Origin of the sequence: Aeromonas sp. R6-2 (genome assembly GCF_040908155.1) — a bacterium.
GTDB lineage: Bacteria > Pseudomonadota > Gammaproteobacteria > Enterobacterales > Aeromonadaceae > Aeromonas > Aeromonas schubertii.
Window position 1 is genome coordinate 43,493 of sequence record NZ_JBFODE010000026.1, and the last position, 11,202, is coordinate 54,694.

General features: G+C 62.5%; 11 protein-coding genes and 1 pseudogene. 5 read left to right on the forward strand and 7 right to left on the reverse strand.

All coding sequences use genetic code 11. From position 1 onward, the window contains the following. Positions 1–9: 9 nt before the first annotated feature. The 3 genes from pntB (at position 10) to AB5Y48_RS03625 (ending at position 3,106) form a co-directional block, all read left to right on the forward strand. Positions 10–1,494 (forward strand): Re/Si-specific NAD(P)(+) transhydrogenase subunit beta, encoded by a 1,485-nt coding sequence (gene pntB / locus AB5Y48_RS03615; protein ID WP_060583896.1) that lies wholly within the window; start codon positions 10–12, stop codon positions 1,492–1,494. A gap of 167 nt (positions 1,495–1,661) precedes the next feature. Then, positions 1,662–2,345, forward strand: a complete 684-nt coding sequence (locus AB5Y48_RS03620) for an ABC transporter substrate-binding protein (protein WP_224160318.1) — start codon at positions 1,662–1,664, stop codon at positions 2,343–2,345. After that, positions 2,345–3,106 carry an ABC transporter substrate-binding protein gene (locus AB5Y48_RS03625; RefSeq protein ID WP_060588204.1) on the forward strand — a complete coding sequence of 254 codons (762 nt, stop codon included), beginning with the start codon at positions 2,345–2,347 and terminating at the stop codon, positions 3,104–3,106. The genes AB5Y48_RS03620 and AB5Y48_RS03625 overlap by 1 nt, the downstream gene beginning before the upstream one ends. On the opposite strand, the gene asnC is transcribed toward AB5Y48_RS03625, so the two are convergent. Further along, positions 3,107–3,568: a transcriptional regulator AsnC gene (gene asnC, locus AB5Y48_RS03630; protein WP_050667756.1), complete on the reverse strand. Its 462-nt coding sequence runs from the start codon at positions 3,566–3,568 to the stop codon at positions 3,107–3,109. Positions 3,569–3,721: 153 nt separating this feature from the next. Between asnC and asnA the strand changes: the two genes are divergently transcribed. Then, positions 3,722–4,714: an aspartate--ammonia ligase gene (asnA, locus tag AB5Y48_RS03635; protein ID WP_060583899.1), complete on the forward strand. Its 993-nt coding sequence runs from the start codon at positions 3,722–3,724 to the stop codon at positions 4,712–4,714. Between the two features lie 141 nt (positions 4,715–4,855). On the opposite strand, the gene mltC is transcribed toward asnA, so the two are convergent. The 5 genes from mltC to AB5Y48_RS03660 are packed head-to-tail and all read right to left on the reverse strand — an operon-like array spanning position 4,856 to position 9,609. Next, the gene (gene mltC / locus AB5Y48_RS03640) at positions 4,856–5,959 is read right to left on the reverse strand and encodes a membrane-bound lytic murein transglycosylase MltC (RefSeq protein WP_368163767.1); all 1,104 of its coding nucleotides are present in this window, start codon (positions 5,957–5,959) and stop codon (positions 4,856–4,858) included. Between the two features lie 7 nt (positions 5,960–5,966). After that, positions 5,967–6,239, reverse strand: a complete 273-nt coding sequence (locus AB5Y48_RS03645) for an oxidative damage protection protein (protein WP_050667753.1) — start codon at positions 6,237–6,239, stop codon at positions 5,967–5,969. 10 nt (positions 6,240–6,249) lie between these two features. Further along, the gene (gene mutY, locus AB5Y48_RS03650) at positions 6,250–7,302 is read right to left on the reverse strand and encodes an A/G-specific adenine glycosylase (protein ID WP_368163768.1); all 1,053 of its coding nucleotides are present in this window, start codon (positions 7,300–7,302) and stop codon (positions 6,250–6,252) included. Positions 7,303–7,345: 43 nt separating this feature from the next. Beyond that, positions 7,346–8,041, reverse strand: a complete 696-nt coding sequence (gspB, locus tag AB5Y48_RS03655) for a type II secretion system assembly factor GspB (RefSeq protein ID WP_368163769.1) — start codon at positions 8,039–8,041, stop codon at positions 7,346–7,348. Beyond that, complete coding sequence (locus AB5Y48_RS03660) at positions 8,041–9,609, reverse strand: ExeA family protein (RefSeq protein WP_136612792.1); 1,569 nt, start codon at positions 9,607–9,609, stop codon at positions 8,041–8,043. The genes gspB and AB5Y48_RS03660 overlap by 1 nt, the downstream gene beginning before the upstream one ends. Positions 9,610–9,730: 121 nt before the next feature. On the opposite strand from AB5Y48_RS03660, the gene AB5Y48_RS03665 reads away from it, so the two are divergent. Next, positions 9,731–10,969 (forward strand): multifunctional CCA addition/repair protein, encoded by a 1,239-nt coding sequence (locus AB5Y48_RS03665; RefSeq protein ID WP_224160321.1) that lies wholly within the window; start codon positions 9,731–9,733, stop codon positions 10,967–10,969. 50 nt (positions 10,970–11,019) lie between these two features. Here AB5Y48_RS03665 and AB5Y48_RS03670 read toward each other — a convergent pair. Beyond that, positions 11,020–11,202 (reverse strand): annotated as a pseudogene (locus tag AB5Y48_RS03670) (IS4 family transposase); the annotation flags it as partial.

The window sequence follows — 11,202 nt, forward strand, 5'->3', positions numbered from 1 at the left end:
GGGTTTAACGTGTCTCAAGGATTGGTAACAGCATCCTATATCGTTGCCGCCGTGCTCTTCATCCTCAGTCTCGCGGGACTGTCGAAGCAAGAGACGGCCAAGCATGGCAACCTGTTCGGTATCGCCGGTATGGCCATCGCCCTGCTGGCCACCATCTTCAACCCGGAGACCAGTGGTGTGCACTGGATCATCCTGGCCATGGTGATCGGCGGTGCCATCGGCGTGCGTCTGGCCCTCAAGGTCGAGATGACCGAGATGCCCGAGCTGGTGGCCGTGCTGCACAGCTTCGTCGGTATGGCGGCCGTGCTGGTGGGCTTTAACAGCTTCATCGATCTGCACCCGGCCGCCCCGGCCGAAGTGGTAGTGAGCGTCGGCTCCAACCTGGATGCCACCCTGGCCGCCGCCCGTGCCGCCTTCGAGCAGGCTGCCCAGGCTGCCCAGGCCGAGCACCTGACCGGTGCCATGCTCAACATCCACCTGGTGGAAGTGTTCCTCGGCGTCTTCATCGGTGCCGTGACCTTCACCGGCTCCGTGGTGGCATTCGGCAAGCTGCGTGGTCTCATCTCCTCCAAGCCGCTGATGCTGCCGCACCGTCACAAGCTGAACCTGCTGGCCGTGCTGGTCTCCCTGGCTCTGATGGTCTATTTCGTCAAGGTCGGTGGCTCCACCACTGCCCTGCTGATCATGACCCTGATCGCGTTTGCCTTCGGTTGGCACCTGGTGGCCAGCATCGGCGGCGCCGACATGCCGGTGGTGGTCTCCATGCTCAACTCCTACTCCGGTTGGGCGGCGGCGGCGGCGGGCTTTATGCTATCCAATGACCTGCTGATCGTGACCGGTGCCCTGGTGGGCTCTTCCGGTGCCATCCTCTCCTACATCATGTGCAAGGCGATGAACCGCTCCTTCATCTCGGTGATCGCCGGTGGCTTCGGCTCCGACGGCGTCGCCTCCAGTAGCGACCAGGAGATGGGCGAGTACCGCGAGACCAGTGCCGAGGACGTGGCCGAGCTGCTCAAGGGCGCGGGCTCTGTCATCATCACCCCGGGCTACGGCATGGCGGTGGCACAGGCCCAGTATCCGGTGGCCGAGATCACCCAGAAGCTGCGCGATCGCGGCATCAAGGTGCGCTTCGGTATTCACCCGGTGGCCGGTCGTCTGCCGGGCCATATGAACGTGCTGCTGGCCGAAGCGAAAGTGCCGTATGACATCGTGCTGGAGATGGACGAGATCAACGAAGACTTCGCCGATACCGACGTGGTGCTGGTGATCGGAGCCAACGACACCGTTAACCCGGCCGCCATGGAAGACCCGGGCAGCCCCATCGCCGGCATGCCGGTACTGGAAGTGTGGAAGGCGCAGACCGTCATCGGTTTCAAGCGCTCCATGAACACCGGCTATGCCGGCGTACAGAACCCGCTCTTCTTCAAGGAAAACACCCAGATGCTGTTTGGCGATGCCAAGGCCAGCGTCGAGGCAATCCTCAAGGCCCTGTGATCGGGACCCCGAGTGAGGTAAGGAGGCCATCGGCCTCCTTTTTTTTATGGGGAGTTTTGAGATAGGCTGAAGGTTGTGTCGCCTGCCAGGGATCGGGTATGGGAAAGAAGTGGTTGGGATGTGTGGGACTTTGCTGGATGTGGGGCGCATGGGCGAGTGAGCCCTCGTTGGTCTTGCTGACCGAGCCCTGGCCCCCCTATGTGATGGCAGAGCGGGAGCGCGATGGGGATGGCGCCGATCTGGAGTTGGCCCGCGTCGTGCTCAAGCGAATGGGCTACGGGGTCGAAGTACGCCAACTTCCCTGGAAGCGGGTATTGCTCGAGGCCAGGCAGGCCAAGGGCGATGCGGTGGTTGACATCTTCTACGAGAAAGAGCGGGAGAGTTGGGTCTATTACCCGTCAGAGCCGCTCTCGCGCAGCGGTGAGGTGCTCTTCTCCCGTCGTGATGCCTACATCGATTACCAGGGGCCGGCCTCGTTGGCGGGAAAGCGGATCGGCGTGCAGGCGGACTACGCCTATGGTCATGAGTTTTTGTCGGCGACCGGTTTTGAGCGGGTGCCCATGACGGGGGAGAAGAATGTTCCCAAGCAGTTGCAGCTGCTGCGGGAGAGGCGACTGGACGGGGTCGTGCTCAACCAGTGGGTCGGCGCCTACTGGCTCGGGCAGCTCGAACTGGGTGGCGAGATCACCCACAGCCCCCGTACCATCACCACGGATAACCGCAACTTCCTCGGTTTTACACACAAGCCGGGTCACGATCGCCTGGCGGTGCGTTTTTCTGAAGAGCTTGTCCGTTTCAAGAAAACCGCCGAGTACCGCCGCCTGTTGGCACGCTATGGACTAGCGCCATGATGCGCCTCCTGTTACTCCTCATGCTGCTTTCCCCCTGGCTGTCGGCCAAGACCCTGGTGGTGGGTGGCACTCTGGAGGCGCCCCTCAAATATTTAAACGAGAAGGGGGAGCCGGCGGGGTTGGATGTGGATATTCTGGCCACCCTGTTTGCAGCCCTCAAACAGCCTTTTCGGGTCGAGCTGACCGACTCGGGGGCGCGCCTCACCCGCAATGCCGAGATCGGTGTCTACGACATGGTCTTCACTCACTCCTACAAGCCGGAGCGGGAGAGCTATCTCATCTATCCCCAGCAATCCCATTTGCGTCACAGTTGGCACTTCTTCGTGCGCAAGGAGGACGCAGGGAGTATTCGCTATGATCGTCTCTCGGATCTCAAGCCCTGGCGTATCGGCCTGACACGGGACTACGCCTACACCCCCGAGATCAATGCCATCGCAGATGATCCCGCCTGGCGGGTGCAGATGGTGACCATGAACGATCTGCAGCTGCGCAAGCTGGTGATGAAGCGTATCGATGTGGTGCCCATGCCGCTGGTGACGGCCTTCGCCCAGATCCATGCCGAGGGGATGGAGGGCAAGGTGGACTATCTGCCCCATCCCTTCAAGTCGAGCCCCTACTTCAACGCCTGGTGCAAGGCGCGCGCCGATGATCAGACCCCTGCCCTGATGCAGGCCTACGATGCCGAGTTGCTACGCATGAAGCGGGATGGCCGGCTCAGGGCCCTCTACGAGAAGCACGGGATCCCCTACGTGGAGCCCTGATCAGGGGCGTACATCCCTCAGAATGGGATTCTGCAGCGAGATCAGGGTCTCGGTGGACTGGATCTCGTCGATGGTCTGGATCTTGTTGATGAGCACGGTCTGCAGCTCATCGATGGAGCGGGTCATCACCTTCATGAAGATGCTGTAGTGGCCCGTGGTGTAGTAAGCCTCCACCACCTCATCCAGCGCCTGTAGCTTGGCCAGGGCCGAAGGATAGTCTTTCGCACTCTTGAGATTGATACCGATAAAGCAACAGACGTCGTAGCCGAGTCTCTTGGCGTTCACCTGCACCCGCGTCCCTTCGATAATCCCCGCCTGCTTCATCTTCTCGACCCGCACATGGATGGTGCCCGGGCTCACCGCGAAGCGCTTGGCCAGTTCGGCATAGGGGATGCGCGCGTTCTCCATCAGGGCCTCCAGGATGCCCTGATCCAGATTGTCGATCCGATAATTTTCCGCCATTTTTTTGAACGCTCTTTAACGATTCGATATTAAAGGTGAGGTTATATTGAATGAAAAAATGCGTAAAGCGTATTTGTGTTGTTGAATATTGAATTTAATGACCGTTGTGTTGAAGAATCCACACAACAACGCAGTTTGAAACAGGGATTCGCCATGAAACAGCACTACATTCGCAGCCAACAGCAGATCACCCTGGTCAAGGAGATCTTCTCCCGCCAGCTCGCCCAGCAGCTGGGCCTGATGGAGGTGCAAGCCCCCATCCTGAGCCGTGTCGGTGACGGCACCCAGGACAATCTCTCCGGCAGCGAACAGGCGGTGCAGGTGAAGGTGAAGACACTGCCCGAAGAGAGCTACGAGGTGGTTCACTCGCTGGCCAAGTGGAAGCGCCATACCCTGGGTCGTTTTGGCTTCGGGCCGGGCGAGGGACTCTACACCCACATGAAGGCCCTGCGTCCGGATGAGGACCGTCTCTCCCCGATCCACTCGGTCTACGTCGATCAGTGGGACTGGGAGCGGGTGATGCCGCAGGATCGCCGGGATCTGGCCTACCTGAAAGAGACGGTGCAGGCCATCTGGGGTGCCATCAAGGCCACCGAACGTGCCATCTGTGCCGAACATGGGCTCACCCCCTTCCTGCCCGAGGCGATCCAGTTTGTGCACAGCGAAGCGCTGCTGAGCCGTTACCCGGATCTCGACGCCAAGGGGCGTGAGCACGCCATCGCCAAGGAGCTGGGGGCCGTCTTCCTGATCGGCATCGGCGGGGCCCTGTCTCACGGCGAGCGCCACGACGTGCGGGCCCCGGACTACGACGACTGGAGCTCCGAGGGTGAGTCTGGGCTGGCCGGCCTCAACGGGGACATCCTGGTGTGGAACCCGGTACTCGAAGACAGCTTTGAAATCTCCTCCATGGGGATCCGGGTGGATGCAGAGGCCCTGCGCCGTCAGCTCGCCATCACAGGCGACGAGGATCGCCTGGCCTACGACTGGCACCAGGCGCTGCTGGCCGGTCGCATGCCCCAGACCATTGGGGGAGGGATTGGACAATCGCGTCTGGCCATGTTGCTGCTGCAAAAGGAGCACATCGGGCAGGTGCAGGTTGGTGTGTGGCCGTCCGACGTGAGGGAGCGTATCGCCGGACTGCTGTAAGAAGGTTCGCCTTCCCCGGGGAGGTTCCCCTGCGGCCCGCTCATCCCACGCCCGGTCGCATTTACTACATTCCTCTCGGCAATCTTCGGATTGCCGTTTTTTTGTGCCGACAAAAACGAGGCGCCCCGTGGGGCGCCTTGCTCAACCCGGAGCACGTAACCGGGAGACTTTAAAGCTACGTTCGGCCTGATGAACCTTGTAGAGATAGCGGCGGGATTCGGCCAGCGGGTGCTGCTCGGTGAGGATCTGGTAGACCTCCTGAGGGGAGAGGCGGTTGATGACCCCCGGGGCCGCATTGCGATCGTCGGCGAAAGTACGCAGTACATTGCCCGCCCCACCGTTGTAGGCGGAGATGACCGAGTAGCGACGGGACAGGGGATCCTGGATATCCGCCAGGTAGACGCTTTGCAGCAGGTGCAGGTAGGCGGTGCCGATGTCGATGTTATAGGCAGGATTGAAGAGATCCTCCCGGGTCGGCTGACCATATTTGCCCTTTACCCGCACATAGACATCGCGTCCCGCGGTGGCCGGGATCACCTGCATCAGGCCGTAGGCATTGGAGTTGCTCACCGCATAGGGGTTGAAGCTGCTCTCTGTCTTGATCACGGCGTAGATGAGGCTCTCGGGCACTCCATACTTGCGCGAGGCCTCACGGATCAGGGCGGCATACTTGTAGCCCCGCTGGTCCGTGTGGTTCGCCACCATGGGGATATCCACGTAGTAGATGGTGCGGATCCCCAGGGTACGCTGCTTGAGGGCGGTGGCGAGCAGATGGTCTGCGTAGCGTTCGGCACGCCAGGGAAAGCGGATTGGCTGACGCTGGTTGTCGAGCACCTGACCATAGAGGAAGGGATCGGTGCCGGGCATGATCTCCCGATCCGAGTAGAGATCCACCTCGGCGGGATCGTCCGGGGTGAGCAGTGTCTCTATGATGGCGCGGCGCAGGTGAACCTTGGGATCGACGGTAGAGACCGTCTCAATCTGGATCAGACCACCGTTGAAGTCGATGTGAGCCCGGCTCTTGTATTGATCCGTGTACTTGACGTAGTCAAAGCGGCCGGCAAACAGGGCCTCGCGTCCCCACAGCTCGTTCACGTTATGGGAGAGGGCGCTGATCATGTGCTCGAAACCGCGCACATCCTTGCCGTTGACCAGATCGTCGTCTTGCGGAGAAGGCTTGGGGGCTGAGGAGCAGCCGGCCAGCAGCAGAAGCAGGCCGGCCAAGGGCCAGAAACGGCGAATCATGGCTGAATCACTGGCTGGGTGGGGTGTAGCCGTCGATCTGCACGTCGGCCCCTTCAAACAGATACTGCACCATCTCCTGTTCGAGGAACTGACGGTGCTCCAGATTCATCATGTTGAGCTTCTTCTCGTTGATCAGCATCACCTGCTTCTTCTGCCATTCGGCCCAGGCTTCCTTGCTGATGTTGTCGAAGATGCGCTTGCCGAGCTCGCCCGGATAGAGCTGGAAATCGAGGCCAGGGGCCTCCTTTTGCAGACGCTGACAGAAAACGGTACGACTCATGGATTGACCTCTATGATGCGAGTTCCGGATAGGCGAGCAGTCGCCGGGTGGCGGCTGCCAGTCCCACCTCTTCGGGTTGGCGTAAGTTATACCAGAGAGTGGTATCCCCTTCCATGAGGCGCGGGGAGGGCAGGGCCTCGACCTCCAGCAGGAAGGGGCGGATATCCAGATGGAAGTGGCTGAAGGTATGACGGAAACCGCCCAGCTCCTGCAAGCCGGCGGGATCCAGGTCCAGCTCGCGTACTCTGGCGTTGAGCTGGGCCTCGTTGTCGAACTGGGGGAAGCAGTAGAGGCCGCCCCAGATCCCCTGGGGGGGGCGTCGCTCCAGCAGCACGCCCCCCTTCTGCTTGAGCATCAGGAAGAGACCCGTTCTGACCGGCGTGCTCTTTTTGGGTTTGCCTTCCGGATAGCGGGTGGGATTCCCCTCCAGACGCCCCTGGCAATCGGCCTGTAGCGGGCAGAGCTCGCACCTGGGTTTGCTGCGGGTGCAGACGGTGGCGCCGATATCCATCATGGCCTGGTTGTACTGCTGCACCCCCTGGCGCGGGGTGAGGCGAATGGTCAGCTCCCACAGCTGGTTCTCCACCCCCTTCTGGCCGGGCCAGCCGGGCAGGGCCAGCCAGCGGGTGAGCACCCGCTTCACGTTACCATCCAGGATGGCGTGGGGCTGGCCGAGGGAGAAGGAGAGGATGGCGCCGGCAGTGGAGCGGCCGATGCCCGGCAGTTCGGTCACCTCTTCGATGCGCTCGGGAAAGAGGCCGTCGTGCCGGTCGCGGATCTGCTGCGCCGCCTTGTGCAGATTGCGGGCACGGGCGTAGTAGCCAAGCCCGGTCCAGTGATGCAGCACCTCGTCCACCGGCGCATCGGCCAGGGCAACCACATCGGGGAAGCGGGCCATGAAGCGCTCATAGTAGGGAATGACGGTGGCGACCTGGGTCTGTTGCAGCATGATCTCGGAGATCCAGACCCGGTAGGGGGTCTTCTCCTGCTGCCAGGGGAGGGTCTTGCGCCCCGAATGTTCATACCACGCCAGCACCCGGCTGGCGAACGTCGCGTGATTCACGTGTGAGTGTCCATCGAAAAAGGGGGGCGGATGCCCCCCGTTATCAGGGATGCCAGTCTTGCAGAGCCTTCAGGCTGGCCAGTTGGCCGCCGACCTGCAGTATCAGCGCGTCCTGCTCTATCCCCTTGATGACGACACCGGGGGCAAGAGGAGCGCCTTCGCGCAGCTCGCGGCCATTGAGGATGACGCTGCGCTTGGCGGGATTGGAGGAGTAGATATGGGATCCGTACGAGATTGGCGGTACCTGCTGCGACACTTCATAGGGCAGAGTGGCCAGGGAGGGCACACCACTGCCGGTGTTGGCCGGCTCGGATATGGGGGCCTGGGGTTGGCTGTTGCCCACCGCCTGGGCGAAACGACGCGCCAGCTCGGGAGAGACGCCACTCAGATCATAACCGGGCAGGGTGGGTAGTGGGCTGCCCTGGGGCGTCCTGACCCTGGGTTCGGGTTTGGGCAGAGGGGGGGGCAGAGGCTCGGTATCAAACTCGCGTGGCTCCACCCGAACGAAGGGGGGGACCACCTTGTGGGTGACCTCTACCTTCTGCTCGAGTGGCTTGTTGTTGAGCCAGTGCCAGCCGTAATTGGCACCCGCCCCCAGCAGCAGGGCGAGCAGGGCCAGCAGGGGCCAGATCCAGCGCGGTGTGGTGGGCTCGGGTCGTGTGGCCAGTCCCATGGCCGGAATATGGGGTGTTCCGACCGGGGTCTCGGCCCGGCGCAGGGCATTGAGCAGGGTAGACATCAGGAGGCCTCCTCCAGCTTGGGCATGGGATCGCCGGCGATGACGTTGAGGCGCAGCAGGGTATTGCCGCCGGCCACGCCGTCAACGTCCAGCCCGGCCGACTTCTGGAACTGCTCGACCTTGCGCTTGAGCTCGGCGTCGAAACGGCTCACCTTGCGCGGGGGTTGTTTGAGAGCCTTGCTCACCGCATTCTCCAGCCACTGGGCCTGGGCCTTGCCGGCGCCGTTGCCGATGATGGTGCTGCCATCCTTGGGCAGACGCCACAGCAGGGTGTAGTCGCCGCCCCAGTGTTTGGTCAGCCAGTCGCGCTCCACGTCCCAGCTCTGCTCACCGATGAGCAGATGGGCCTGCTTGGCACCGAGGGAGACCAGGGTTGCGTAGTAACCGTTGCCGTGTTCGTCCTTGAGGCTCACCTGGGCCGGGTGCTGCATCTTCTCGAGCTCAGCCAGTGTGCCGGTGCCATTCAGGCAGCGCAGGCCGGCGCGGGGGGCCTCGTCACAGGTCGCCTCTTCGAGCTCGGGCTCGAAGCCCCAGACCCGGTAGAGATTCTGCAGGGCGAGGGCCGGATCGTAAGCCTGGGAGATGGCCTCTTCCAGTTGGACCTGCTGCTCCGGGGTCTCATCTTCGGTGATCGGTACCTCGACCTTGACCACGGGACGCACCGGCATCACGCCGGCGTATTGCCAACCGAACCAGCCGGCGGCCAGCATCAACAGGCCGGCAGCGGTGACACCCAGGGTGCTGACCCAGCTGCCATCGTCACGCTGACCCGTGACTTCAAAGGCTGCCAGGGCGATGTCGCGGGCATTGATGCGGTGATCGCCACGGGCATAGGCAGCCAGCATGGCCCGATCACAGATCAGGTTGATGAGGCGGGGAATGCCGCCACTGAGGCGATGCAGAGCCGTGATCGCCTTGGCGCTGAAGACGGGTTGCAGGCAACCGGCGATCTGCAGACGGAAACGCACATAGGCGTCCACATCGCTGCGGGTCAGGGGCAGCAGGTGATAGCGCGCCGTGATGCGCTGGGCGAGCTGGCGCAGCAGGGGTTGGCGCAGCATCTGCTGCAGCTCCGGCTGACCTATCAACACCACTTGCAGCAGCTTCTTCTCGTCGGTCTCGAGGTTGGTCAGCAGGCGCAGCTGTTCGAGGACGTCGGGCAGCAGGTGCTGGGCCTCGTCGATGAGCACCACGCTGCGGCGGCCTGCCGCCAGGTTGGCGAGCAGATGGTCACGAATGAGATCGAACAGGATCTTGAGCCCCGCATCGGGCTCATAAGCGAGTCGGTACTCGTCGCAGATGGCCGCCAGCAGATCCCGCTCGGTCAGGGAGGGGTTGAGGATATAGGCGATCTCTGTCCCCTCGGGCAGCTGTTGCAGCAGGCAGCGGGAGACGGTGGTCTTGCCGGTGCCGACCTCGCCGGTGAGCAGCACGAAACCGCCACCGTCTTGCAGGCCGTAGACCAGGTGTGCGAGGGCCTCCCCGTGACGCTCGCTCATGTAGAGATACTTGGGGTTGGGGGAGATGGAGAACGGAGCCTCCGCAAGCCCGAAAAATTGTGTGTACATAGGATTCATTCCATTGCCATGGGCGGCAGGGTACAGGGGCGGGCCGTGGGATGTCAAAGCCACATCGAAGGGGCGTGATGAAGGGGGTATAATCCCCCGGTCAACGGAAAAGGAGAAGAAGTTGCGAGTCTATCTGGTCGGGGGAGCGGTGCGTGACCGCCTGCTGGGGTTGCCCCAGGGGGATCGGGATCACGTGGTGGTGGGCGCCACGGTGCAGCAGATGCTGGATCTGGGTTATCAGCAGGTGGGTAGGGACTTTCCCGTCTTCCTCCATCCCCGCACCCAGGAGGAGTATGCCCTGGCTCGCACCGAGCGCAAGCAGGGGCATGGCTACACGGGATTTGTCTGCCACGCCGCCCCCGATGTGACCCTGGAGCAGGACCTGCTGCGTCGGGATCTCACCATCAACGCCATTGCCGAAGACGATGATGGCACCCTGGTAGACCCCTACCACGGCCAGCGGGATCTGGCGTTACGGGTGCTGCGTCACGTCTCACCGGCGTTTGGTGAGGATCCCCTGCGGGTACTGCGGGTGGCCCGCTTCGCCGCCCGTTTTCATGCCCAGGGGTTCACTATAGCCCCGGAGACCTTGGCCCTGATGCGCCAAATGACCGAGGCGGGTGAGCTGGCCCACCTGACCCCAGAGCGGGTCTGGAAGGAGATGGAGCGGGTGCTGCTGGGGCCGGCTCCCCGGGTCTTCTTCGAGGTGCTGCGCGAGTGCGGCGCCCTCAAGGTGTTGCTGCCCGAGCTGGAGGCCCTCTACGGGGTGCCGGCGCCGGTCAAGTGGCACCCGGAAGTGGATACCGGCCTGCACACCATGCTGGTACTGGATCAGGCGTGCCGCCTCTCTCCCGAGTTGCCGGTTCGCTTCGCCGCCCTCTGTCACGATCTCGGTAAAGGGCTCACTCCGCCGGCCTTCTGGCCGAGCCATCATGGTCACGGTCAGAAGGGGCTCCCCCTGATCCGTGCCCTCTGCGAGCGGCTGCGGGTGCCCAACGACTGTCGCGATCTGGCCCTGCTGGTGAGCGATCTGCACACCCATATCCATATCGCCTTCGATCTCAAGCCTGCGACCCTGCTCAAGGTGTTTGACAAGGCGGATGCCTGGCGCAGGCCCGAGCGCTTCGCCCAGCTGCTGGATGCCTGCCGCGCCGATTTCTTCGGTCGTACCGGGTTTGAGGAGAAGGTCTACAGCCAGCCCGATTATGTGGCCGAGGCACTGGCCGCCGCCGCCACCGTGCCGGTGAAGGAGATAGTGGCTGCCGGCTATCAGGGGGAGGCGATCCGCGAGCAGCTCGCCAAACGGCGAGTGGACGCCATTAGCCGCGTCAAGGATGAGTGGACCTTCGAGTTGCCCTGAGGGCATAGCTGCAATAGAAAAGCCCGGGCAGTTGCCCTAATGCCAGTCAGTTAAGACTGACTGGCATTGTTTTTATTGGATTTTTTCACGCTGTACTTCTGCGGTCTTGGCTTCACGCAGCGGGGGTAACTTCGCTCTATCCTATCGGGTAACACAAACTGCCCCGCTTGTTTCTCCAACTCCGCCACCCGCTTAGGGATATTCCCTGGTGACATGAACGGCATACAGCTCAA